Here is a 21,268-nt window from a genome sequence, read left to right on the forward strand (position 1 = left end):
CATGGAACTGCTCATGGCATCTGCCATCGGTGTGCTGACCGCCGCGGGGCTCTACCTGGTGCTGCGGCTGCGGACCTTCCCGGTAATCGTCGGGCTGTCGCTGCTGACCTACGCGGTCAACCTCTTTCTGTTCGTCACCGGGCGGCTTGTCGTCGACATGCCGCCGATCCTGCGCAAGGGGGTCGAGACCTATACCGACCCGCTGCCGCAGGCACTGGTGCTCACGGCGATCGTGATCTCCTTCGGGATGACGGCGGTGGTGGTGATGCTGGCGCTGGGGGCGTATCTGTCGTCGCGCTCGGACGATGTGAGCCTGCCGCCCGAGGATGACAGCCGGGAGGGCGAGGCATGAACCACTGGATCATCGCGCCCGTCGTGCTGCCCGCCATCCTCGCGGCCATCCTGACCCTGTCGATGCGGCATCACCCGGCGCTGCAACGGGTGTTCTCGGTGGCGGGCTGCATGGCGCTGTTGGCCATCGCGCTGGGACTGACGGTGCAGGCATCGGGTGGCGGCATCGGCGTCTACGAGTTGGGCAACTGGCCCGCGCCATTTGGCATCGTGCTGGTGCTCGACCGGCTGTCGGCGGTGATGGTGTTGCTGACGGCGGTTCTGGCGCTTGTCGTGCTGCTGTACGCCATCGGCACGGGCTGGGATCAGCGCGGGCGCAATTTCCACGCGCTGTGGCAGTTTCAGCTCATGGGTATCTGCGGCGCGTTCCTCACCGGCGACGCCTTCAACCTCTTTGTGTTCTTCGAGGTGCTGCTCATCGCCTCCTACGGGCTGATGATCCACGCGGGCGGCGGGCGCAGGCTCAAGGCCGGGGTGCAATACGTCATCTACAACCTGCTGGGCTCGACGCTGTTCCTGTTCGCGCTGGGCACGCTCTATGCCGTGACCGGTACGCTCAACATGGCCGACCTGGCGGTGCGCGCGGCGGAAATCCCTGTCGAGGACAGTGCGCTGTTGCGGGTGGGGGCGATGCTTCTGTTCCTCGTCTTCGCGATCAAGGCGGCGCTGCTGCCGCTGCATTTCTGGCTGCCCAACACCTATGCCGAGGCCCCCGCGCCGGTGGCCGCCCTGTTCGCGATCATGACCAAGATCGGTGCCTACGCGATCCTGCGCTTCTACACGCTGATCTTCGGCCCCGACCTCGATGTCACTGCCAACCTGATCGACGAGGTATTGCTCTTTGGTGCGCTGCTGACGCTGGCGGCGGGGATGATCGGCATTCTCGGAGCGCGGCGGCTTGGGCGTCTGGCGGCGTTCGCCGCGATCGGATCGATGGGTACGCTCTTGATCGCGGTGGCCGGGTTCACGCCGCAATCCTCGGCGGCGGCGCTCTATTATGCGATCCACTCGACGCTGGGCGGTGCTCTGCTGTTCGTGGTGGTCGATCTGGTGCGCGAGCGGCGCGGGACGCTCGCGGGTGCGCTGGTGCCGGGCCCGCGCATGGCGCAGCACGGGATGGTCACGGCGCTGTGGTTCGGCGCGGCGATCGCCACCGCGGGGCTGCCGCCGCTGTCGGGCTTTGTCGGCAAGCTGCTGATCCTCGACGCCACGCGCGACATGGCCGATGTCTGGCTGATCTGGGGGGCGGTTCTGGCCACCTCGCTGGTGGCCGTGCTGGGATTCGCGCAGGCGGGCAGCGTGCTGTTCTGGAAGGTGGACCCGCGCGCCGCGGCGGTGGACGCCGGGCCGCAACCGGCAATGCCGCTGGTCGCGGCCTTCGGCCTTCTGGCCGGGATCGTGGCGCTTTCGGTGTTCGCGGGGCCGGTGATGGGCTATCTTGAGGCGACGGCGGCGCAGTTGCACGCGCCCGTGGGCTACATTGCCGCTGTTCTGGGACAGGGCTGAGGGAGGAGAGACGATGCTGCGCAAGATCCTGCCCCATCCGTTCCTGACGCTGCTGTTGATCGTGGTCTGGCAGATGCTGGTCAACAAGGTGACGGTGGGCAACCTCGTGCTCGGTGCGATGCTCGGCCTCGTCATCCCGCTCTTCACCGCGCCCTACTGGCCCAACCGGCCCAAGCTGCGCAGCGTGCCACGGATCGTGGAATACGTTCTCATCGCGCTATGGGATATCTGCGTGGCCAACGTGCAGGTGGCCTATGTGATCCTGTTCAAGTCCAACGCCAATACGCACCCGGCGTGGATCGCCATCCCGCTGGAGCTGCGCACCCCCGAGGCGATCACCGTGCTGGCAGGCACCATCACCATGACCCCCGGCACGGTGTCGAGCGACGTGAGTGCGGACGGCCGCAGCCTGCTGGTGCATTGCCTCGACGCGCCCGACCCCGACGCCGTTCGCGACGGGATCAAGGCGCGCTACGAGGCCCGGCTGAAGGAGATATTCGAATGATCGGATACGCGCTCACCTTTGCCTTTGCGTGTTTCGGCCTCGGCCTGCTGCTCAACATCTACAGGGTGGTGCGGCCCCCCACCAAGGGCGACCGCATCCTTGCGCTCGACACGATGGTGATCAACGCCATCGCGCTGCTGGCGCTGTTCGGTATTCTCAAGGGCACCACGATGTATTTCGAGGCGTCGATGATCATCGCCATGACCGGCTTCATTTCCACCGTGTCCTACACGCGCTTCCTGCTGCGCGGGGACATCATCGAATAGGGAGGGTCCGATGCTCGCCGAGGTATTGATATCGGTCTGTCTGGTGATCAGCGGGATTTTCGGGCTGGTGGGATCCTTCGGCCTCATCAAGCTGCCCGACCCGATGATGCGGCTGCACGCGCCCACCAAGGCCACGACGCTGGGGGTGGGGGGCGCGCTGATCGCGTCGATGCTGTATTTCCATTTCGTCGTGGGGACGTTCTCGTTCCACGAGTTGATGGTGACGCTGTTCCTGTTCCTGACCGCGCCGATCACCGGGCATTTCGTGGCCAAGACGCATCTGCACCTGACCCGCACCCCGGGCGACCTGCCGCCCACCGGCAGCGACCGGCCCTGGGCCAGCTACGAGAGCGACGCCGAGCGCGCCCGGGTCGAGGCGACGGCAGAGGGCGACACGGCGGGGTAGCCGGCGGAGCACGGTCGGGGGCTGCCCCTGCGCCGCCTCACGGCGTGCTGTGGCAGGCTCACATCGTCTCGAGGCAGTGCCGCCGGAACGCACGTTTCAGCAGGTCCAGCTCCTCGCGCAGGAGTGCGATCTCGGCGCGCAGATCGTAGGCGAGCGCATCGCCCGCCACCAGTGCGAAACTGTCGAGCACCGCGCCGCTGGTGCGGTCGCGGATAACGAAGGTCTGCACCCCGTCGGATATCCGGTCGGCGGGGATCGGCACGCGCAGCACGAAGTCGCCGCGGTCAGGGCGGGCGGTCACTTCGACCCCGGCGAGCGGTTCCTGCTGGTGCGTGACCTCGATCGCGGGGGGCGTGTCCGGTGCCCCCGGCCCCGCGAGCACACCCTCCCAGACGCCTTCGAACAGCCGGGTCTTGGTCAGGGTCCAGTCGTCCATTGCGGTGTCCTCTGTCAGAGAGCCGCGCGGGGGCGGCGGCTGAAGGTAACGTCGCGCAGGGTGACCTGGCTCATCGCCGGAGTCTCGAAGATCAGGTCAATCCAGCCGCGTTCGATTCGCTTCTCGTTGATACTGGAATAGGCGAGGTCGAATTCAACGGTATTTTCCTGCGTGGTGAGCGGCAGCTCGCGGACGATCTGCTCGGTATTCGGGCCGTGACGGATGTTGAGGCGGGCAAAGATGTCGAGCGGCTTTTCCAGTTCGACGATGGTATCGAGGCGGATCAGGTGGCGTTTGGTCAGCCCCTCGACTGCCTCCTGCGGCAGGTCGATCACCAGCGACAGGAACGAGCCGTCGAACGCGAAGCTGTCCATGCGCAGCCCGTAGGGCGCGAGATCGGCCTCGCGCGTGTTGCGCACCTGCCGCAGCGACAGTTCCGACCGGGAGCAATCGTGAAACAATGTCACCTCGCGGCCCATCATCGCGCGCGACTGTGCCGAGGCCATGCCGGGCACGGGCAGCGGCAGGCGCCAGATTTCGGGCCGCCACGACCAATCGGTGCCGTGGGGGCGGGGAAAGGCGGTCGACCCCACGACCGGCAGGGCGAGGCGATGCTCGGCCACGGCGCGCGCTTCCTGCACGAAATGCGACAGCCGGGCACTGCGCGACCGCAGGCGGCGCAGCTCATCGAGGCTCATGCCGGGGGCCTCCTGCGCGGCCCTTCGCCAGACGCGGACCGCGCGGCGATGCAGGACGGTGTCGAGCAGTTTCATGCGGGGCGCACCTTGGAAAACCTTGTCGCACGCGGCGGTGGCCGCGATGTTACCATGACCGGAATGTGCATAGCATTAATTCGATCGGGGAAACAATCGCGCGAAAAACCCTCGTTGCGGGGAGTCCGGCGCTTTTGCTTCCGCCTCTTCGTGATCCTGCGCACTGGCGTCTGACGCTGCATCCGCGTCTGCCGTTGCGGGCTGCGCCGATAACCCGGCGGCGAGGTCGCCGATCAGCAGCCGCCCCTCGCGCCCGGCAAGCGGGCTGCCCTCCGGCGCGTAAAGCGCGAGGCTGGCGAGGTGTTCGCCGACGGCGCGCGTGCCGCGCCAGTGGCGCGGGTCGCCGCCGGGCAGCACCGCCTCGCCGCCCTGCATCACCTGAGCGTAGACAAATCCCGCCGCCTGCCCCTGTGCGCCGACCGGCGCGGGGGCGATGGCGGCTGCGAGGGCCTCGGCGTCGGGCGGGGCGGCGTCGCGGCGCTGCGGCATGACCGAGACGGTCATCAGCGCAGGGGCCGCGGCGATGCCCGGAGTTGCGGTGAGTTGCGCGCAGGGTGCGAGCAGCGCAAAACCACCGCCACCTGCGAGCTGACGCAGGCTGCTCTTGTCGATGCAATAGCCGCGCGGCGCACTCACCCGAACCGGCCCCGGTCCGAGCGTGGCCTCGGTCAGGGGCGGTTGCGGGCCTTGTGGCCCGAGGGCGAGGCAGGCGGGCAGCGCCAGCAGCAGCGCGGCGCAGGCGAGCGCGCGCTGCATGCCGTGCTCAGATATCCATGTAGACATGGGATTCGGCTTTTGCGCCGGGATGGGTGACCGCGCCCTTGTAGGTGGGCCCCACGAGCTGCGCGTATTTCCACAGCGCGCCCGCAGTGTAGATGGTGGTGCGCGCGCCGCCCCACGCCGCGCCGCGGCGGGCGAGTTCCTCGTCCGACAGATCGACCGAGAGCGTGCCCGTGATCGCGTCGATGGTGATCATATCGCCGGTTTCGATCAGCGCGATTGGCCCGCCCTGCGCCGCCTCGGGGCCGACATGGCCCACGCAGAAGCCGCGCGTCGCCCCAGAGAAACGGCCGTCGGTGATGAGCGCGACCTTCTTGCCCATGCCCTGACCCGAGAGCGCGGCGGTGGTGGCGAGCATTTCGCGCATCCCCGGCCCGCCAGCGGGCCCCTCGTTGCGGATGACGATCACCTCGCCCTCCTCGTAGCCGCGCGCCTTGACGGCGGCAAAGGCGTCCTCTTCGCATTCGAATACGCGCGCGGGACCGGTAAAGACCTGGTTTTCGGGCGCGATGCCCGCAACCTTGACGATGGCCCCCTCGGGCGCGAGGTTGCCCTTGAGCCCGACAACGCCGCCGGTTTTCGTGAGGGGGGTGTCGATGGTGTGGATCACCCGGCCATCGGCCTCGCGCTCGATCTTGTCGAGCTCCTCGCCGATGCTGTGACCGCTGGCGGTGATGCAATCCTCGTGGATGAGCCCCGCCTTGCGCAATTCCTTCATCACCACGGGGATGCCACCGGCGTCGTAAAGGTCCTTGGCAACGAATTGCCCGCCCGGTTTCAGATCGACGAAATAGGGCGTGTCGCGGAAAATCTCGCAAACGTCGTCGAGGAAGAAGTCGATCCCCGCCTCGTGGGCGATGGCGGGCAGGTGCAGCCCGGCATTGGTGCTGCCGCCGGTGCAGGCCACCACGCGCGCCGCGTTCTCAAGGCTCTGACGGGTGACCACGTCGCGGGCGCGGATGTTGCGCTCCAGCAAGTTCATCACCGCGCGCCCCGACGCCTCGCCATACTGATCGCGGCTCTCGTAGGGGGCGGGCATGCCCGACGAGTTCATCAGCGCCAGCCCGATCGCCTCGGAAACGCAGGCCATCGTGTTGGCGGTGAACTGCCCGCCACACGCCCCCGCCGAGGGGCAGGCCACACGTTCGAGCATTTCCAGCGCGGCATCCGACAGCGTGCCGTTCTGGTTGCGGCCGACCGCCTCGAACATGTCCTGCACGGTCAGATCGCGCGAGCGGAAATCCTCGGGGATCTCGTCCACCTGCGGCGCGCGGCCCGGCAGGATCGAGCCGCCATAGATGAACACCGACGGCACGTTGAGCCGCACCATCGCCATCATCATGCCCGGCAGAGATTTGTCGCAGCCCGCCAGCCCGACGAGCGCGTCGTAGCAATGGCCGCGCATGGTGAGTTCCACCGTGTCGGCGATCGCCTCGCGGGATGCCAGCGAAGAGCGCATTCCTTCGTGGCCCATCGCGATGCCGTCGGTGACGGTGATGGTGGTGAACTCGCGCGGGGTGCCGTGCGCCTCCTTGACGCCACCCTTGACGGCCTGTGCCTGACGGCTGAGCGCGATATTGCACGGTGCGGCCTCGTTCCAGCAGGTGGCGACGCCGACGAGGGGCTGGTGAATCTCGGCCTCGGTCATGCCCATCGCGTAGTAGTAGGACCGGTGCGGCGCGCGCGCGGGGCCTTCTGTCACGTAACGGCTGGGCAGTTTCGACTTGTCGAAGCGGGTCATCTGGGGCCTCTCGGAATTGGCTGGCGGTTTTCGGCTGGCATCCGGTCTAGGCCAGCGCGCGGCGCGGGGCAAGCCGATTGCACCCCACCCGGCCCCCCGCTAGCGTGGCCGCCATGCGGTATGGTGCCCACGAGACCCTCGTCGCCCCGGCCCGTCCCACCGCCGCGCTGGGGCGGCTGGCGGCGGGTATCGTCATGACGATGGCGCTGTTTCTGGCGCTGAGCATCCTGTGGTCGGGGCTGATGCCCGCGCTCTTCGGGGCCGAACAGTGGATGCGGATGATGCCCGGAGTGACGGCGGCGGCGACGCCCGTGGGCGTGCTGATCAACCTGTTCACCTTTGCGCTCCTGATCGCGGCGCTGGCGCTCAGCCTGCGGGCGGTGCATCGGCGCGGCCTCCTGAGCGTGGTCGGGCCGCTGCCGGATGCGCTGCGGCAGTTCCGGCGCGCGCTCATGGCGGTGGCGGCGCTATATGTCGTGATCTCGCTCGTGCCGCTGCCCGAGGCGATGGCACCCGAGCGCAACCTCGCCCCCGGCACATGGGCGTTTTTCCTGCCGCTGGCGCTGCTCGGGCTGCTCTGCCAGGTGTTTGCCGAGGAGGTGGCGTTTCGCGGCTATCTGCAAAGTCAGCTTGCCGCGCGCTTCCCCTCGCCGGTGATGTGGCTGGGCCTTCCCGCGCTGGCCTTTGGTCTGCTGCATTTCGACAGCGGCACCTACGGTGCGAACGGCTGGCTGGTTATGGCCTGGGCCGTCGGCTTCGGGCTGGCCGCCGCCGACCTGACCGCGCGGTTTGGCACGCTGGGGCCCGCCACGGCGCTTCATCTCGTCAACAATTTCAGCGCCATCCTCGTCGCCGCGCCCAAGGGGCAGTTCGATGGGTTGGCGCTCTATGTCTTTCCCTTCGCGCCGGGCGACGAAGACGCGGTGCTGGCTATCCTGCCTGCGGATATCATGATGCTGCTCTGTAGCTGGCTGGCGATTCGTCTGGCCCTGCGCGGCTGATTGCATTTCGCACAGCCCCGGCTTAAGTGAGGGCGAGATCAGCGACAGGACCCCGCACCGCGATGAACTGGATCACCAATTACGTCCGCCCGCGCATCAACTCGATCTTCTCGCGCCGCGAGATGCCAGAGAACCTGTGGACCAAGTGCGACGAGTGCGGGACCATGCTGTTTCACCGCGAACTGTCGGCCAATCTCAACGTCTGCACCAGTTGCGGCCACCACATGGCGATCACGCCGCGCGCCCGCTTTGCCGCGCTGTTCGACGGCGGCGTGTTCACCGAAGTGGCGGTGCCCGCGCCCACCCCCGACCCGCTGCAATTCCGCGACCAGAAGAAATACCCCGACAGGCTGCGCACAGCACAGAAGACCACCGGCGAGAAAGAGGCGATGCTGGTCGCCACCGGCGAAATGGGGCGCACGCCCGTCGTCGCCGCCGCGCAGGATTTCAGCTTCATGGCCGGGTCGATGGGCATGTATGTGGGCAACGCGATTATCGCCGCCGCCGAGGAAGCGGTGGCGCAAAAGCGCCCGCTGATCCTGTTTTCCGCGGCGGGCGGCGCGCGGATGCAGGAGGGCATCCTGTCGCTCATGCAGATGCCGCGCACCACCGTGGCGGTGCAGATGCTGCGCGAGGCGGGGCTGCCCTATATCGTGGTGCTCACGCATCCCACCACCGGGGGCGTCACCGCCTCCTATGCGATGCTGGGCGACGTGCAGATCGCCGAGCCCGGCGCGCTCATCTGTTTCGCCGGGCCGCGCGTGATCGAGCAGACCATCCGCGAGAAACTGCCCGAGGGCTTTCAGCGCGCCGAATACCTGTTGGAGCATGGCATGCTCGACCGGGTGACGCCGCGCACGGCGATGCGCGATGAACTCATTACCATCACCCGGATGCTGATGGGCCTGCCGCCTGCGGTGAAGGGCGATCTGCCCGCCCCCGCGCCGCTCTCGCTCGAGGAGCAAGTGGCGGGCGAAGCGGCCGACGCGGACAAAGCGGAAAAATGAGCGCGCCCACATCGGACCTCATCCTGTCGCGGATGATGGCGCTGCACCCCAAGATCATCGACCTGACGCTCGACCGCATGTGGCGGCTTCTTGATGCGCTGGGCAATCCGCAGGAGCGGCTGCCGCCGGTGATTCATATCGCGGGCACCAACGGCAAGGGCTCGACGCTCGCCATGATCCGCGCCGGGATCGAGGCGGCGGGGCAGACCTGCCACGCCTATACCTCGCCGCACCTGGCGCGGTTTCACGAGCGTATCCGGCTGGCGGGTGACCTGATCGCAGAGGATCACCTGACGGCGGTGCTCGACGAGTGCGAGGCCGCCAATGGCGGTGTGCCGATCACCTATTTCGAGATCACCACCTGTGCAGCACTTCTCGCCATGTCGCGGATCGACGCGGATTACACGCTGCTGGAGGTGGGGCTTGGCGGGCGGCTGGATGCCACCAACGTGATCGACCGGCCGGCACTGACGGTGATCACCCCGGTGTCGATGGATCACGAGGGTTTCCTGGGCGATACGCTGGCCGCGATCACGGGCGAGAAGGCGGGGATTATCAAGCGTCTGGTGCCGTGCGTCGTCGGCCCGCAGGATGACGCGGCGATGGACGTGATCGAGGCGCGCGCCGCCCGGCTGGGCGCGCCGCTTCTGGCCCACGGACAGCACTGGCATGTGCAGGAGGAGCGCGGGCGGCTGGTCTACCAGGACGAGCACGGGCTGTGCGACCTGCCGCTGCCGAACCTGCCCGGCGCGCATCAGATCGAGAACGCGGGCGCCGCGCTGGCCGCTCTGCGGGCGCTGGGCCTGGGCGAGGCGGCGGCGGAGGGCGCGGTGACACGCGCCGAATGGCCCGCGCGGATGCAGCGGCTGGCATGGGGGCCGCTGGTGGATGCGGCGGGCGGTGCGGAACTGTGGCTCGACGGCGGACACAACCCCGCCGCCGGGCAGGCGCTGGCACGACACCTCGCGGGGCTCGCCCCACGGCCCACCTACCTCGTTTGCGGGATGCTCAACACCAAGGACGTGGCCGGCTATCTCGGGCCGTTGGCGCGGGTGGCGCAGGGCCTGACCGCCGTGCCCATCCCCGGTGAGGCCAACACCCTGCCCGCCGACGCCACGGCGCAGGCCGCGCGCGGCGTCGGGATGCGGGCGGGCGTGGCCGAAAGCGCGTTGGCGGCGGTGGAGGATATCGCCACCCGGGTGCCCCGCGCGCGGATCCTGATCTGCGGCTCGCTCTACCTCGCGGGCGGCATCCTGCGCGAGAACGGCTGACCCGGGGGAGGTGCCCCCCCTGTCCCGGAGAGGATGCGCGGCCCCTCACGGCCGGGCCGAGGGCCCTGTCGGGGCCAGAGCCCGCCCCCCTTCCCGAAGCGTCACGCCCGCGCACCGAATCCTGAAAAGCACGGCGGGCGCAAAGCTGCTGCTTGATCCGCGGCCTCGCAGCCGTCATCTCTGTGGCAGGAGTTGGGAGACGGACGGCATGGAAATCCTTGGACGGCCGATCGAGGGGTCCGCGGTCGAGGCGCGGCTCGACGCGCTGGTGGCGCGGCACGCGCGCGCGGGCAGCGGCGCGATGGAGGTGCTCAACCTGATCGGCGCGCAGGCCGAGGGTCTGCTCGACCGGCTGCCGCCCGAGGCGCGCGCCCGGCTCGGAACGGTCACGGAGCGCGCGCTGCTGGGCGCGGCGGAGGCGGCGCATGGTACGCGCGGCTCGGTGCCCGATATGTCGCAGGGGCGCACGCGGCTGCTGACCACGGTGATGGGCGCGGCGGGCGGCGCGGGCGGCCTGCCCACGGCGCTGGCAGAGTTGCCGGTGACGGTGACGGTTTTGTTGCGCGCGATCCAGGACGAGGCCGCCGCCCACGGGTTCGACCCCGCCGAGCCGGGGGTGCGCTTCGCCTCGGTTGAGGTGTTCGGCACCGCCGGGCCGCTGCGCGATGACGACGGAGCCGACCTGGGTTTCATCGGGGCCCGGGTGACGCTGACCGGGGCCGCGCTGCGGGCGCTGATCGCGCGGGTGGCCCCGAGGCTGGCGGTGGTGCTGGGCCAGAAGCTGGCGGCGCAAAGCGTGCCGCTGTTGGGCGCGGCGGCCGGGGCGGCTACGAATTACGCCTACACGCGCTATTATCAGGACATGGCGCATGTCCATTTCGGATTGCGGCGGCTGGCCATCGAGGCCGACCGCGACCCGCAGGAGATTGTGGCGGCGTTCCGTGAGAGGGCGGGACAGTCCTCGGGTCAAGCCCGAAGCTGACGGGCACCCCTACTGCAAATCCGCGAACGCGGCCTGTAGCCGCTCTACCGCCTCGGCCACCCGCGCGCGGGGCGTGGCGATGTTGAAGCGCAGAAAGCTCTCGCCGCCGGTGCCGAAGGTCGGGCCGTGATTGACGCAGATGCGTGCTGCGCGCTCCACCCGGCGGGTGAAGTCTGCCGTGTCCATGCCGGTTCCCGAGAAATCGACCCAGGCGAGGTAGGTGGCCTCGAGCGGCATGGATCTGAGCCCCGGGATGGCGTTGACGCCGGCATCGAAAAGCGCGCGGTTGCCGTCGAGATAGGCGCAGAGCGCATCGACCCATTCGGCCCCCTCCTCGCTATAGGCGGCCTCGGCCATGAACAGGCCAAAGGAATTGGGCGAGAGGCCCATCGCCGCCATGCGCCGGGCAAAGCGCGCACGCAGCCCGTCGTCGGCGATGATCACGTTGCCGAGATGCGCGCCGGCGATGTTGAAGGTCTTGGTGGTCGCCGTCATCATCACCAGCCGGTTGGCAACGCCGTCGATATGGGCCATCGGGATGTGTCGCTGCCCGGGCATGAGCAGGTCGTGATGGATCTCGTCGGAGACGAGGATCAGGTCGTGACGGCGGGCGAATTCGGCCACGCCCTGCAATTCCGCGCGGGTCCAGACACGGCCGCCGGGATTGTGCGGCGAACACAGGATCAGCATCCGCTCGGTGCCGGTCATCAACGCATCACAAGCCGCGAAATCCATCTCGTAGCGGCCATCATTGTTCACCAGTGGGCATTCGCGCACCTCGCGCCCCGCCGCGTTTATGACCCGCGCGAAGGCGTGGTAGACGGGGGTGAAGAGCACGACCGCATCCCCCGGTTCGGTGAAGGTATCGATGCACATCGCGGTGCCGTTGACGAGACCGTGGGTGGTGAAAATCCATTCCGGCTCGATCTGCCAGCCGTGCCGTTCCTTCATCCACCACCGGATCGCCGCACGATAGCCCCGGTCGTCGCCGTAATAGCCATAGATGCCGTGCCGGGCCATGCCCTCCACCGCCCCGGTCACGCAGGCGGGCGGGCGGAAATCCATGTCGGCCACCCACATCGGGATGCCGTCCTGCGGCGAGATGCCGTACTTGGCCTGCATCATGTCCCACTTGTCGGAATGGGTGCCGCGCCGGTCGATGATCTCGTCGAAATCCATGCCTGTCTCCTGCTCGTTGCCGGGGCGCAGGCTAGCCGAATGCGCGGCGGCTGCAAGGGCGTTGCGGAACGCGCGCCGATCCCCTAAATCAGCGCCATGAAACGGCCCATCCTCATCCATCCCGACCCGCGGCTCAAGAAGGTCTGCGCGCCCGTCGAGGAAATCACCGGCGATCTGCGCAAACTCGCCGGTGACATGCTCGAGACCATGTATGACGCGCCGGGCATTGGCCTCGCCGCGCCGCAGGTGGGGGTGCTGTCGCGGCTGATCGTGCTCGACTGCGTCAAGGGTGAAAACGAGACACCGCGCCCGCTGGTGATGATCAACCCCGAGGTGGTGGCGTCCTCGGACGAGACCAGCACCTACGAGGAGGGCTGCCTGTCGATCCCCGATCAATATGCCGACGTGACGCGGCCCGCGGAGGTCGAGGTGCGCTGGACCGACCCGGACGGGGCCGAGCACCGCGAGGGGTTTGACGGGCTGTGGGCGACCTGCGTGCAGCACGAGATCGACCACCTCAACGGCAGGCTCTTCATCGACTATCTGGGCGCGATGCGGCGGCAGATGATCACCCGCCGGATGGTCAAGCTCAAGCGCGAGAAGGCCCGCGCGTGAGGGCCGTCCTGCGCTGGCCCGATGCGCGGCTGCGCCGGGCTGCGACGCCGGTGGCGGAGATCGACGATGGCGTGCGCGCGCTCTGGGACGAGATGATCGCGGTGATGGAGGCGATGCCGGGCGTGGGCCTCGCCGCACCGCAGCTTGGCGAGATGCGGGCGCTGGCCGTGGTGGATGCGGGCCGCGACCGTGGGCAGGCGGTGCGGATGGCCAACCCCGAGGTGCTGCATGCGAGCGTGGAGTTGCGCGCGCACGAGGAGGCGAGCCCCTGCCTGCCCGGTGTTTCGGCGATGGTGACGCGGCCGCGCGCGGTGACGGTGCGGTTCCTGAACGCGGGCGGAGAAATGGAAGAGCGCGATTTCGTCGGCCTCTGGGCGACGAGCGTGCAACACCAGATCGACCATTTGCAGGGGCGGATGTATTTCGACCGGCTGGGCCGCGTGAAACGGGACATGTTGTTGCGTCGGGCGAGGAAGGTGGGGTGAACCCCACCCTACGGGAGGTGTCATGCGCGTGATCTTCATGGGAACGCCGGAGTTTTCCGTGCCGGTGCTCGATGCGCTGGTCGGGGCCGGGCACGAGGTGGTGGCCGTCTATTGCCAGCCGCCGCGCCCGGCGGGACGCGGCAGGAAGGACCGCCCCGGCCCGGTGCAGGCGAGGGCCGAGATGCTGGGCCTGCCGGTGCGCCACCCGGTGAGCCTGAAGGAGGCGGCGGAACAGGCGGCGTTCGCGGCGCACAAGGCCGACGTGGCGGTGGTGGTGGCTTACGGCCTCATCCTGCCGCAGGCGGTGCTCGATGCGCCGCGCGCGGGCTGCCTGAACATCCATGCCTCGCTTTTGCCGCGCTGGCGCGGGGCGGCCCCGATACAGCGCGCGATCATGGCCGGGGATGCCGAGACCGGGGTGTGCATCATGCAGATGGAGGCGGGGCTCGATACCGGGCCGGTGCTGATGCGTGAGGCAGTGACGATCGGGGTCGAGGAGACGGCAGGGGGGCTGCATGACCGGCTGTCGGCGCTGGGGGCGCGGCTGATCGTTGAGGCGTTGGGACAGTTGAATGATCTCGTGCCCGAACCGCAGTCCGAGACGGGCGTTACCTATGCCGCCAAGATCGACAAGGCCGAGGCGCGGCTGGACTGGGGCCTGCCCGCGCAGGAGGTGGACCGGCTCATCCGGGGGCTCTCGCCCTTTCCCGGTGCCTGGTGCATGGCCGGCGGCGCGCGGGTGAAGCTGCTGGCCTCGCGGCTGGCCGAGGGGCAGGGCGCGCCCGGCGTGGTGCTCGATGATGTGGCGACCGTCGCCTGCGGGCAGGGCGCCGTGCGGCTTTTGCGCTTGCAACGCGCGGGGCGCGCGGCGCAGGATGCGGACGAGTTCCTGCGGGGCATGGCGCTCGCGCCGGGGATGCGACTGGAGTGACGCGATGTTCCTGCAACTTTTCGGCACGGTGGTGATCGCGGGTATCGTCGGCTACGCCAGCGAGCGGAGCGGGTTCACGCGCAACGGCTTTGTCCCGTCGATCATCATCTGCGTCGGTGGCGCGTTCCTGTTCTATTTCATCCGCATCATGTTCGGCATCCGCTTCGGCGCGCCGGGGATTGACGCGGTCCTGTCGTCGGTCGGCGCGCTGATCATCGTGCCGACCCATTGGCGCAGGCGGAGGTGAGCCATGAGCGTGGTCTACCTGATCATCATCGGTGCCGCTGCCGGATTTCTCGCGACGCGGCTGATGGGGGTGCAGGCGGGGGTGGTGCCCACGGTCCTGCTGGGCATCGCGGGCGCGCTCATCGGCGGGGTGCTCATTCGGGTGATCCTGACGGTGACGGGCCTTCTGGGCGGGCTGATCGGCGCGGTTCTGGGGGCGGTGCTGCTGATCTGGCTTTACCGGGTGTATCTGGACCGGCGGTAGAGCGTCAGCCGCGCGGCGGGCGCGCCTTGTAGACCGGCAGCCGCCAGCCGAAGGCGAGCGAGCCTGCGCGCAGCGCCCAGGTGAGGGCGGCGCAGGCCCCGAGTATCAGCAGCAGGTCATCGGTGAAAACCCGCGCCCCCACCGCCCCGAGTGCCCCTGCAAAGGCCGCCGAGACGTAAAGCTCGCCCTGTTTCAGCACCAGCGGCACCTCTCCCACCACCACGTCGCGCATCAGCCCGCCCATGCAGCCGGTGACCATGCCCATCAGCACCACGATCACCGGGGTCTGGCTCATCGCCATGGCGGCGCTGACGCCTGCGGGCACGGCTACGGCGAGGGCGAAACTGTCGAGCCACAACAGCCAGCGATAGCGGCTCTCGACCAGATGCGCGGTGAGAAAGACGGTGAGCGCGGCGGCGCAGGCGATCAGGATGTAATCCGGGTTTCCCATCCAGAACACCGGGTTGCGATCCAGCAGCACGTCGCGCAGCGTGCCGCCGCCCACCGCCGTCAGACAGGCGAGAAAGGCAAAGCCCACGATGTCGAGTTGGCGGCGCGAGGCGACGAGCGCGCCGGTCAGGGCAAAGATCAGCACCGAGGCGTAATCGAGCAGGATGAGCGCGCTCATGCCCCGGATTTGCCCGGCTTGAACGGGGCCATGCCCGCGCGGGCAAGCTCGTCCGCGCGCTCGTTCTCGGGGTGGCCCGCGTGCCCCTTGACCCATTCCCAGGTCACGTTGTGGCGTTTCTGCGCCTCGTCCAGACGCTGCCACAGCTCGACATTCTTGACCGGCTTTTTCGCGGCGGTTTTCCAGCCGTTGCGCTTCCAGCCCTGCATCCACCCGGTGATCCCGTTCTTCACATAGGCGCTGTCGGTGACGATGGTGATGGCCGATGGCTTTGACAGCGCCTCGAGCGCGTGGATCGCCGCCAGAAGCTCCATCCGGTTGTTGGTGGTCTCTGCCTCGCCGCCCGAAAGCTCGCGCTCCTTGACGATCTCGTCGCCCGCCATGGCGCGCATCAGCACGCCCCAGCCGCCGGGGCCGGGATTGCCGGAACAGGCCCCGTCGGTATAGGCGAAGAGATCAGCCATCCATGAGCCCAACGAAACCCGGCAGCGCCGCCATGCGCGCGCACCATGCGGTGAGGCGCGGAAAGCGGCCCATGTCGAACCCGCCGCGTGTGCCGGCGGTGTGGGTGTAGGCATAGAGCGCGATATCGGCGAGCGTGGGGGAGGGGCCGCAGAACCAGTCCTGCCCGTCGAGTGCCGCCTCCATCAGCCCAAGCAGCGCGTGGCCCTGATCGAGCAATTCGGCCATGCGCTCGGGCGTGGCCTCATGCGCCAGATGCGGATAGGTGGCGAGCGAGGCGCGCACGGCGACGACCGGCTCGTGCCGGTTCTGCTCGAAGAACATCCAGGCGAGCATCTGCGCCTGTTCCAGCGCGTCCTCGGGCACCCATCCGGTGCCGCGTCCGAGATACCACAGGATCGCGTTCGATTCCGTCAGGATCGTGCCACCCTTCAGATGCAGCGCGGGCAGCTTGCCGAGTGGCAGATGCCCCGCTGCCCTGGCCTCGGCCAGTTCGGGGGTGTTGGTCTCGATCGGCACATGGGTATAGGCCCGCCCTTCGAGCGCCAGCATGAGCCGGACCTTGTAGCTGTTGCCCGAGGAGGGCATGGAATAGAGCGTGAGATCGGTCATGTCGTGGGCCTCAGAGGAAGGTGCCGACCGCGAGGCACGCGATCACCACGGCGCTGAGCAGGAGCCGTAGCGGCATCCACCAGCCGGGCGCAAGCCCCCAGCGGGTGAATTGCCAGTCCAGCAGCAGGAGCCCGGCAAAGCCGAAGATCAGGTTCATCCCCGCCGAGACCGGCCCGCCGCCGGTCATGAAGAACGCCCAGAGCGCCGGGATCACCGAGAGCGCGTAGCCGGTGGTGGCCAGTGCGCCGGTGGCCCGTGCGGCAAAGCCCCAGAGCACGCCGGACATGAACGACAGGATCACCGCGCCGTAGAACAGCATGACGTAAGGCCCGGCGAACCGGGGGCCGATATTTTGCGCCGTCCATAGGCCAATATCGGGCATGAGCACGGTCAGCGCCCCCCAGAGAAAGGGGAGGAGACCGGCAAGGCCAAGGATCAGCGGGGCGCGCGGGATGGTCTGGAACATGGCGTGACGGCCTGTTGCAAGCGTTGGACAGGAGTATTTTTCCCAAGAAGAATTCACGCCGTCTCGCGCAGCACCCTCGGCACCTTGAACTCGACGTTTTCCTGTGCGGTCTCGACCTGCTCGATGGTCACGTCATAGCGGGCGCGAACCGCGTCGATCACCTCCTCCACCAGCACTTCGGGCGCTGACGCCCCGGCGGTGATGCCGATGGAGGTGATGCCCTCAAGCGCCCGCCAGTCGATGTCGGCCGCGCGCTGCACCAGTTGCGAATAGGTGCACCCGGCGCGCGCGCCGACCTCGACCAGACGCCTGGAGTTGGACGAATTGGGCGCGCCGACCACGAGCATCGCGTCGGCCTCGCGCGCCATCGCCTTGACGGCCTCCTGCCGGTTGGTGGTGGCGTAGCAGATGTCTTCCTTGTGCGGGCCGATGATGGACGGAAAGCGCGCCTGAAGGGCTGCGACGATCTCGGCGGTGTCATCGACCGAAAGGGTGGTTTGCGTGACAAACGCGAGTTTCGCCGCGTCGCGCGCGTTAAGGTGCGCCACATCGCCGGGCGTCTCGACCAGCAGCACCTCGCCCGGCGGCAATTGCCCCATCGTGCCCACCGTTTCGGGGTGGCCGGCATGGCCGATCATCACGATCTGCAACCCGTTCTCGTGGTGGCGCTCGGCCTCGATATGCACCTTGGACACCAGCGGGCAGGTGGCATCGACAAAGAGCATCTGCCGCGCTGCCGCCTCGGCGGGCACTGATTTGGGCACGCCATGCGCCGAAAAGATGACGGGCCGGTCGTCGGGGCAGTCGTCCAACTCCTCGACGAACACCGCCCCCTTGGCGCGCAGATCGTCCACCACGTATTTGTTGTGCACGATCTCGTGGCGCACATAGACCGGCGCGCCGTATTTCTCCAGCGCCATCTCCACGATCCTGATCGCGCGGTCCACACCGGCGCAGAAGCCGCGCGGCGCGGCGAGCCAGAGGGTGAGGGGGGGCTTTGTCATGACGCTCTCCTGCATGGGACCGAAATAGGCCAGCGCATGGCGCGGGTAAAGGGCGTGCGTGCAGCCTCTCACCCGCCTCTCATCCACCCGCCTGCGCGGTGAGCCACGCGAGCGCGATGTAGCGGCCCGTCTTGGCCAGCGTCACCAACACGAGGAACAGCCAGACCGGCGTGCGCATCACCCCCGCAATCACGGTGAACCCGTCGCCCAGCGGGGCCCAGCTCATCAGCAGGGTCCAGACGCCCCAGCGCGCGTACCACCGCTGCGCGCGCGCCAGTTGCGCGGCGTTGACCGGAAACCAGCGGCGGGTGCGGAACCGTTCGATCCCCCGGCCCATCACGTAATTGACCACCGCGCCCAGCGTGTTGCCGACGCTCGCCACGGCCACCAGCCACGCCACCGGCGCGCTGCCCGCCAGTTGCAGCCCGACGAACACCACCTCGGACTGGAACGGCAGGATCGTCGCCGCCCCGAAGGCGGCGGCGAAGAGCCCGGCAAGCTGCCCGAGCAGGGCGAAATCGGGGGTCATCATGCGGGCGCGCGTGTCATCATCGGCGCACCCTGCGCCGGATCGCCCGCGTTTCCAAGCCGCAGTTGGGGCGAAAACGCCACACTAGGGTGACCGAAGACCGGGCGTGTCAGACAGGGGTTGATCGGGCGCTCGAACGGTGCCTATACATCGGAATATACTTGCGTGCCACGGCGCGCCTATTTCAGAAAATTGCTTGAAGGAGTCATTCAGCATGTCCCACTTGTCCTCCCGCGCCTGCCTCACCTCCGTCATCGCCCTCCTCGCCGGCCTCGGGGCCGCGAGCGCGCATGCGCAGAGTCTTGGCGGCGGCGACGACTCCGGCACGGACAGCCTCGCCGTCGGCGCTGGCAGCACCGCCTCGGGTATCCAAAGCACGGCGGTCGGCCCGGACAGCACGGCTTCGGGACCGAACAGTACGGCGACCGGTATGCTTAGCAATGCCTCGAGCAATAGAAGCACGGCGGCCGGTTTCGGAAGTTCAGCCAGGGCGGCTAGAAGTATCGCCACCGGAGAGTACGCGACGACCTTGGAGGATGCCGAGGGAGGCATTGCCATCGGCGGCGATATGGATTTCGACGCCGTTGGCGCGCTGTCGGGTGCCGAAGGGGCCATCGCCATCGGCGCCGACTCGGAAGCCAGCAGCGTGAACGCGGTGGCCATCGGGCGCGGCGCGTTGGCCTCGGGCTCGACCGCCGTGGGCGGCAATGCGCAGGCGACCGGGGCCAACTCGGCGGCCTTCGGCGAGGACGCGGCGGCGACCCTGGATAACGCCACCGCGCTGGGCGAGCAGAGCGTGGCCTCGGGCGTGGACAGCACGGCGGTCGGTCAGGGCAGCACGGCGTCGAATGACGGCGCGACGGCGCTGGGCCAGGGCAGCACCGCGTCGGGCCTGGGCAGCACCGCGACGGGCGAGGGCAGCACGGCCGAGGGCGATTTCAGCACGGCGACCGGTCAGGGCAGCAGCGCGTCGGGCACGAACAGCACGGCGACGGGGGCGGGCAGCAGCGCGTTCGGTGCCCTGAGCACGGCCACGGGCGATTTCAGCAGCGCCACGGGCGATTTCAGCACGGCGACCGGCCAGGGCAGCAGCGCCGCCGGCCTGCAGGGCACCGCGACGGGGCAGTTCAGCGCGGCGTCGGGCGATTTCAGCACCGCGACCGGGCAGGCGAGCGAAGCCTCCGGTGTGGCCAGCACCGCCACTGGCCAGTTCAGCGCCGCATCTGAGGTGCAGAGTACCGCGACGGGCGCGGGCAGCCAGGCGTCGGGTGTGACCAGCACCGCGACGGGCGAGGCGAGCGTCGCCTCGGGCGCGCAGGGCACGGCCACCGGTCAGGGCAGCGAAGCGTCGGGCGTCGCGAGCACCGCGACGGGTCAGGCCAGCCTTGCCCAGGGCGACAACAGCACCGCGACGGGCCAGTTCAGCACCGCCTCGGGGCAAAACAGCACGGCCAGCGGCGCGGGCAGCGTGGCCTCGAACACGAACACGACGGCCACGGGTCAGGGCAGCACCGCCGACGGCATCAACGGCACGGCGCTGGGTCAGGCAAGCACCGCCTCGGGCGTGGGCTCCACGGCGGTTGGGCATATCAGCGTAGCCTCGGGGACGACCAGCACCGCGACGGGCCAGGCCGCGACCGCTTCGGGCGATTTCAGCACCGCAACAGGGCAGTCAAGCCAGGCCCAGGGGCTTGAAAGCACCGCGACAGGCCAGTCCGCCCGGGCCGTGGGCGCGCAGAGCACGGCGACCGGCGCGCTGGCCTTCGCCGAGGGTGACGACAGCATCGCCACCGGCACGCGCGCGTCGGCCACCGGCGCGGGCAGCATCGCCATGGGCTCGGACGTGGACGGCAGCGCTTTCGGTGCGCGGGCCACCGCTGACGGGGCCATTGCCATCGGCGGCGATGCCGAGGCGACGAGCGTGAACGCGGTGGCCATCGGCCTCGGGGCCGTGGCCTCGGGCTCGACCGCCGTGGGAGGCAATTCGCAGGCCACGGGGGCCAATTCGGCGGCCTTCGGCGAGGACGCGGCGGCGACGGGGGACGATTCGACCGCGCTGGGCGAGCAGAGCGTCGCGTCGGGGCTGGGCAGCACGGCGACGGGGCAGTTCAGCCGCGCAACGGGCCTTTTCGCCACGGCGACGGGGCAGGGCAGCGTTGCCACAGGCGCGAACAGCACGGCGACGGGGATGAACAGCGAGGCCTCGGGCTTTTCCAGCACGGCGATCGGGACGAGCAGCGAGGCCTCGGGCGCGGGAAGCACGGCGATGGGGCAGGGCAGCACCGCCTCTGGCGAAGACAGCACGGCGATCGGGCAGGCCAGCCGCGCCACGGGCGCGGGAAGCACCGCATTGGGCGAATTCACGCAGGCCACGCATGACAACTCCATGGCGCTGGGCTCCCGCGCGCAGACCACCGCCGACAACCAGGTGGTGATCGGCGCCGCCACCAACACCTACACCACGCCCGGCATCACCTCGGCGGCGAGCCGCGCGGCGCAGTCGGGGCCGATCGAACTCGTGACCACCGACGCGCAGGGCAACCTCGCCTCCGATCGCGGCCGGACTGCCCAGGATATCCGTGAGAACACCGATGGTGTCGCGATGGCGCTGGCGATGAAGACGCCCTCGCTCGCCGGGGCCGAGACGTTCGGCCTGTCGGGCGGCTTCGGGGCCTATGCCGGTGGCAGCGCCTTTGCCGCGACGGGCGCGGTGCGGATCGCCCCCAACGCGCAGCTTGAGGGCGGTATCGGCATCGGCTTTGAAGAGAACAAGGTCGGTGGCCGGATCGGCGTGACGATCAAATGGTAACAGGCCTTCGGACGCTGACGGGCGCGGTTCTGC

Annotated in this window: 26 protein-coding genes; 15 read left to right on the forward strand and 11 right to left on the reverse strand. The window is 68.9% G+C overall.

Annotated elements, in window-relative coordinates; all coding sequences use genetic code 11:
• The first annotated feature begins 1 nt into the window (after position 1).
• The 5 genes from ACFFU4_RS16850 to ACFFU4_RS16870 are packed head-to-tail and all read left to right on the forward strand — an operon-like array spanning position 2 to position 3,034.
• Complete coding sequence (locus ACFFU4_RS16850; RefSeq protein ID WP_377071019.1) at positions 2-352, forward strand: Na+/H+ antiporter subunit C; 351 nt, start codon at positions 2-4, stop codon at positions 350-352.
• The gene (locus ACFFU4_RS16855) at positions 349-1,857 is read left to right on the forward strand and encodes a monovalent cation/H+ antiporter subunit D (protein ID WP_377071020.1); all 1,509 of its coding nucleotides are present in this window, start codon (positions 349-351) and stop codon (positions 1,855-1,857) included. The genes ACFFU4_RS16850 and ACFFU4_RS16855 overlap by 4 nt, the downstream gene beginning before the upstream one ends.
• Before the next feature lie 13 nt (positions 1,858-1,870).
• A complete protein-coding gene (locus ACFFU4_RS16860; RefSeq protein ID WP_377071021.1) occupies positions 1,871-2,362 on the forward strand; it encodes a Na+/H+ antiporter subunit E in 492 nt (163 codons plus the stop codon).
• Entirely contained in the window at positions 2,359-2,628 is a 270-nt protein-coding gene (locus tag ACFFU4_RS16865) for a K+/H+ antiporter subunit F (RefSeq protein WP_377071022.1), read from the forward strand. The genes ACFFU4_RS16860 and ACFFU4_RS16865 overlap by 4 nt, the downstream gene beginning before the upstream one ends.
• 10 nt (positions 2,629-2,638) lie before the next feature.
• Entirely contained in the window at positions 2,639-3,034 is a 396-nt protein-coding gene (locus ACFFU4_RS16870; protein WP_377071023.1) for a Na+/H+ antiporter subunit G, read from the forward strand.
• Between the two features lie 58 nt (positions 3,035-3,092).
• On the opposite strand, the gene ACFFU4_RS16875 is transcribed toward ACFFU4_RS16870, so the two are convergent.
• From ACFFU4_RS16875 to ilvD, 4 genes are all read right to left on the reverse strand, one after another.
• Positions 3,093-3,470, reverse strand: a complete 378-nt coding sequence (locus ACFFU4_RS16875) for a hypothetical protein (protein ID WP_377071024.1) — start codon at positions 3,468-3,470, stop codon at positions 3,093-3,095.
• Between the two features lie 14 nt (positions 3,471-3,484).
• Positions 3,485-4,243: a DUF6478 family protein gene (locus ACFFU4_RS16880; protein ID WP_377071025.1), complete on the reverse strand. Its 759-nt coding sequence runs from the start codon at positions 4,241-4,243 to the stop codon at positions 3,485-3,487.
• A 75-nt stretch (positions 4,244-4,318) separates the two neighbouring features.
• Positions 4,319-5,026 carry a hypothetical protein gene (locus tag ACFFU4_RS16885; RefSeq protein WP_377071026.1) on the reverse strand — a complete coding sequence of 236 codons (708 nt, stop codon included), beginning with the start codon at positions 5,024-5,026 and terminating at the stop codon, positions 4,319-4,321.
• Positions 5,007-6,764 (reverse strand): dihydroxy-acid dehydratase, encoded by a 1,758-nt coding sequence (ilvD, locus tag ACFFU4_RS16890; RefSeq protein ID WP_377071027.1) that lies wholly within the window; start codon positions 6,762-6,764, stop codon positions 5,007-5,009. The genes ACFFU4_RS16885 and ilvD overlap by 20 nt, the downstream gene beginning before the upstream one ends.
• A 113-nt stretch (positions 6,765-6,877) precedes the next feature.
• On the opposite strand from ilvD, the gene ACFFU4_RS16895 reads away from it, so the two are divergent.
• The 4 genes from ACFFU4_RS16895 to ACFFU4_RS16910 all read left to right on the forward strand — a co-directional run bounded on the left by ACFFU4_RS16895 (position 6,878) and on the right by ACFFU4_RS16910 (position 11,025).
• Positions 6,878-7,765, forward strand: coding sequence for a CPBP family intramembrane glutamic endopeptidase (locus ACFFU4_RS16895; protein ID WP_377071029.1), 888 nt, complete (start codon positions 6,878-6,880; stop codon positions 7,763-7,765).
• A 62-nt stretch (positions 7,766-7,827) separates the two neighbouring features.
• Positions 7,828-8,772 (forward strand): acetyl-CoA carboxylase, carboxyltransferase subunit beta, encoded by a 945-nt coding sequence (gene accD / locus ACFFU4_RS16900; RefSeq protein WP_377071030.1) that lies wholly within the window; start codon positions 7,828-7,830, stop codon positions 8,770-8,772.
• Complete coding sequence (locus tag ACFFU4_RS16905; RefSeq protein ID WP_377071031.1) at positions 8,769-10,043, forward strand: bifunctional folylpolyglutamate synthase/dihydrofolate synthase; 1,275 nt, start codon at positions 8,769-8,771, stop codon at positions 10,041-10,043. Before accD ends, ACFFU4_RS16905 begins: the two co-directional genes overlap by 4 nt.
• Before the next feature lie 208 nt (positions 10,044-10,251).
• Entirely contained in the window at positions 10,252-11,025 is a 774-nt protein-coding gene (locus ACFFU4_RS16910) for an EcsC family protein (protein WP_377071032.1), read from the forward strand.
• A 9-nt stretch (positions 11,026-11,034) separates the two neighbouring features.
• Here ACFFU4_RS16910 and ACFFU4_RS16915 read toward each other — a convergent pair whose 3' ends face one another.
• The gene (locus tag ACFFU4_RS16915; RefSeq protein WP_377071033.1) at positions 11,035-12,204 is read right to left on the reverse strand and encodes a MalY/PatB family protein; all 1,170 of its coding nucleotides are present in this window, start codon (positions 12,202-12,204) and stop codon (positions 11,035-11,037) included.
• A 96-nt stretch (positions 12,205-12,300) separates the two neighbouring features.
• Between ACFFU4_RS16915 and def (ACFFU4_RS16920) the strand changes: the two genes are divergently transcribed.
• Genes def (ACFFU4_RS16920) through ACFFU4_RS16940 form a run of 5 tightly spaced genes read left to right on the forward strand, consistent with a single transcriptional unit; the run spans position 12,301 to position 14,725 of the window.
• Positions 12,301-12,819 carry a peptide deformylase gene (gene def, locus ACFFU4_RS16920; protein ID WP_377071034.1) on the forward strand — a complete coding sequence of 173 codons (519 nt, stop codon included), beginning with the start codon at positions 12,301-12,303 and terminating at the stop codon, positions 12,817-12,819.
• A complete protein-coding gene (gene def, locus ACFFU4_RS16925; protein ID WP_377071035.1) occupies positions 12,816-13,304 on the forward strand; it encodes a peptide deformylase in 489 nt (162 codons plus the stop codon). Before def (ACFFU4_RS16920) ends, def (ACFFU4_RS16925) begins: the two co-directional genes overlap by 4 nt.
• 22 nt (positions 13,305-13,326) lie before the next feature.
• On the forward strand, positions 13,327-14,235 hold the full coding sequence (gene fmt / locus ACFFU4_RS16930) for a methionyl-tRNA formyltransferase (RefSeq protein WP_377071036.1): 909 nt from the start codon (positions 13,327-13,329) through the stop codon (positions 14,233-14,235).
• 4 nt (positions 14,236-14,239) lie between these two features.
• Positions 14,240-14,482 (forward strand): hypothetical protein, encoded by a 243-nt coding sequence (locus ACFFU4_RS16935; protein WP_377071037.1) that lies wholly within the window; start codon positions 14,240-14,242, stop codon positions 14,480-14,482.
• A gap of 3 nt (positions 14,483-14,485) precedes the next feature.
• Complete coding sequence (locus ACFFU4_RS16940) at positions 14,486-14,725, forward strand: GlsB/YeaQ/YmgE family stress response membrane protein (protein ID WP_377071038.1); 240 nt, start codon at positions 14,486-14,488, stop codon at positions 14,723-14,725.
• A 4-nt stretch (positions 14,726-14,729) separates the two neighbouring features.
• On the opposite strand, the gene ACFFU4_RS16945 is transcribed toward ACFFU4_RS16940, so the two are convergent.
• The 6 genes from ACFFU4_RS16945 to ACFFU4_RS16970 form a co-directional block, all read right to left on the reverse strand.
• Positions 14,730-15,353: a trimeric intracellular cation channel family protein gene (locus ACFFU4_RS16945; protein WP_377071039.1), complete on the reverse strand. Its 624-nt coding sequence runs from the start codon at positions 15,351-15,353 to the stop codon at positions 14,730-14,732.
• Positions 15,350-15,817 (reverse strand): ribonuclease HI, encoded by a 468-nt coding sequence (rnhA, locus tag ACFFU4_RS16950; protein ID WP_377071040.1) that lies wholly within the window; start codon positions 15,815-15,817, stop codon positions 15,350-15,352. Before rnhA ends, ACFFU4_RS16945 begins: the two co-directional genes overlap by 4 nt.
• Complete coding sequence (locus ACFFU4_RS16955; RefSeq protein WP_377071042.1) at positions 15,810-16,427, reverse strand: glutathione S-transferase family protein; 618 nt, start codon at positions 16,425-16,427, stop codon at positions 15,810-15,812. Before ACFFU4_RS16955 ends, rnhA begins: the two co-directional genes overlap by 8 nt.
• Before the next feature lie 10 nt (positions 16,428-16,437).
• Entirely contained in the window at positions 16,438-16,893 is a 456-nt protein-coding gene (locus tag ACFFU4_RS16960) for a DUF3429 domain-containing protein (protein WP_377071043.1), read from the reverse strand.
• A gap of 53 nt (positions 16,894-16,946) precedes the next feature.
• Positions 16,947-17,897, reverse strand: a complete 951-nt coding sequence (ispH, locus tag ACFFU4_RS16965) for a 4-hydroxy-3-methylbut-2-enyl diphosphate reductase (RefSeq protein WP_377071045.1) — start codon at positions 17,895-17,897, stop codon at positions 16,947-16,949.
• 79 nt (positions 17,898-17,976) lie between these two features.
• Positions 17,977-18,426, reverse strand: a complete 450-nt coding sequence (locus tag ACFFU4_RS16970; RefSeq protein WP_377071046.1) for a YqaA family protein — start codon at positions 18,424-18,426, stop codon at positions 17,977-17,979.
• Between the two features lie 214 nt (positions 18,427-18,640).
• Between ACFFU4_RS16970 and ACFFU4_RS16975 the strand changes: the two genes are divergently transcribed.
• Positions 18,641-21,235: a YadA family autotransporter adhesin gene (locus tag ACFFU4_RS16975; protein WP_377071047.1), complete on the forward strand. Its 2,595-nt coding sequence runs from the start codon at positions 18,641-18,643 to the stop codon at positions 21,233-21,235.
• Positions 21,236-21,268: the final 33 nt, after the last annotated feature.

It is taken from the genome of Roseovarius ramblicola (assembly GCF_042430665.1).
Taxonomy (GTDB): Bacteria; Pseudomonadota; Alphaproteobacteria; order Rhodobacterales; family Rhodobacteraceae; genus Roseovarius; species Roseovarius ramblicola.

Bases quoted from the DNA above. Each gene is read 5' to 3' on its own strand.
- ACFFU4_RS16850 (WP_377071019.1), top strand. From the start codon at position 2: ATGGAACTGCTCATGGCATCTGCCATCGGTGTGCTGACCGCCGCGGGG.
- ACFFU4_RS16855 (WP_377071020.1), top strand. From the start codon at position 349: ATGAACCACTGGATCATCGCGCCCGTCGTGCTGCCCGCCATCCTCGCG.
- ACFFU4_RS16860 (WP_377071021.1), top strand. From the start codon at position 1,871: ATGCTGCGCAAGATCCTGCCCCATCCGTTCCTGACGCTGCTGTTGATC.
- ACFFU4_RS16865 (WP_377071022.1), top strand. From the start codon at position 2,359: ATGATCGGATACGCGCTCACCTTTGCCTTTGCGTGTTTCGGCCTCGGC.
- ACFFU4_RS16870 (WP_377071023.1), top strand. From the start codon at position 2,639: ATGCTCGCCGAGGTATTGATATCGGTCTGTCTGGTGATCAGCGGGATT.
- ACFFU4_RS16875 (WP_377071024.1), bottom strand. From the start codon at position 3,470: ATGGACGACTGGACCCTGACCAAGACCCGGCTGTTCGAAGGCGTCTGG.
- ACFFU4_RS16880 (WP_377071025.1), bottom strand. From the start codon at position 4,243: ATGAAACTGCTCGACACCGTCCTGCATCGCCGCGCGGTCCGCGTCTGG.
- ACFFU4_RS16885 (WP_377071026.1), bottom strand. From the start codon at position 5,026: ATGTCTACATGGATATCTGAGCACGGCATGCAGCGCGCGCTCGCCTGC.
- ilvD (WP_377071027.1), bottom strand. From the start codon at position 6,764: ATGACCCGCTTCGACAAGTCGAAACTGCCCAGCCGTTACGTGACAGAA.
- ACFFU4_RS16895 (WP_377071029.1), top strand. From the start codon at position 6,878: ATGCGGTATGGTGCCCACGAGACCCTCGTCGCCCCGGCCCGTCCCACC.
- accD (WP_377071030.1), top strand. From the start codon at position 7,828: ATGAACTGGATCACCAATTACGTCCGCCCGCGCATCAACTCGATCTTC.
- ACFFU4_RS16905 (WP_377071031.1), top strand. From the start codon at position 8,769: ATGAGCGCGCCCACATCGGACCTCATCCTGTCGCGGATGATGGCGCTG.
- ACFFU4_RS16910 (WP_377071032.1), top strand. From the start codon at position 10,252: ATGGAAATCCTTGGACGGCCGATCGAGGGGTCCGCGGTCGAGGCGCGG.
- ACFFU4_RS16915 (WP_377071033.1), bottom strand. From the start codon at position 12,204: ATGGATTTCGACGAGATCATCGACCGGCGCGGCACCCATTCCGACAAG.
- def (WP_377071034.1), top strand. From the start codon at position 12,301: ATGAAACGGCCCATCCTCATCCATCCCGACCCGCGGCTCAAGAAGGTC.
- fmt (WP_377071036.1), top strand. From the start codon at position 13,327: ATGCGCGTGATCTTCATGGGAACGCCGGAGTTTTCCGTGCCGGTGCTC.
- ACFFU4_RS16935 (WP_377071037.1), top strand. From the start codon at position 14,240: ATGTTCCTGCAACTTTTCGGCACGGTGGTGATCGCGGGTATCGTCGGC.
- ACFFU4_RS16940 (WP_377071038.1), top strand. From the start codon at position 14,486: ATGAGCGTGGTCTACCTGATCATCATCGGTGCCGCTGCCGGATTTCTC.
- ACFFU4_RS16945 (WP_377071039.1), bottom strand. From the start codon at position 15,353: ATGAGCGCGCTCATCCTGCTCGATTACGCCTCGGTGCTGATCTTTGCC.
- rnhA (WP_377071040.1), bottom strand. From the start codon at position 15,817: ATGGCTGATCTCTTCGCCTATACCGACGGGGCCTGTTCCGGCAATCCC.
- ACFFU4_RS16955 (WP_377071042.1), bottom strand. From the start codon at position 16,427: ATGACCGATCTCACGCTCTATTCCATGCCCTCCTCGGGCAACAGCTAC.
- ACFFU4_RS16960 (WP_377071043.1), bottom strand. From the start codon at position 16,893: ATGTTCCAGACCATCCCGCGCGCCCCGCTGATCCTTGGCCTTGCCGGT.
- ispH (WP_377071045.1), bottom strand. From the start codon at position 17,897: ATGACAAAGCCCCCCCTCACCCTCTGGCTCGCCGCGCCGCGCGGCTTC.
- ACFFU4_RS16970 (WP_377071046.1), bottom strand. From the start codon at position 18,426: ATGACCCCCGATTTCGCCCTGCTCGGGCAGCTTGCCGGGCTCTTCGCC.
- ACFFU4_RS16975 (WP_377071047.1), top strand. From the start codon at position 18,641: ATGTCCCACTTGTCCTCCCGCGCCTGCCTCACCTCCGTCATCGCCCTC.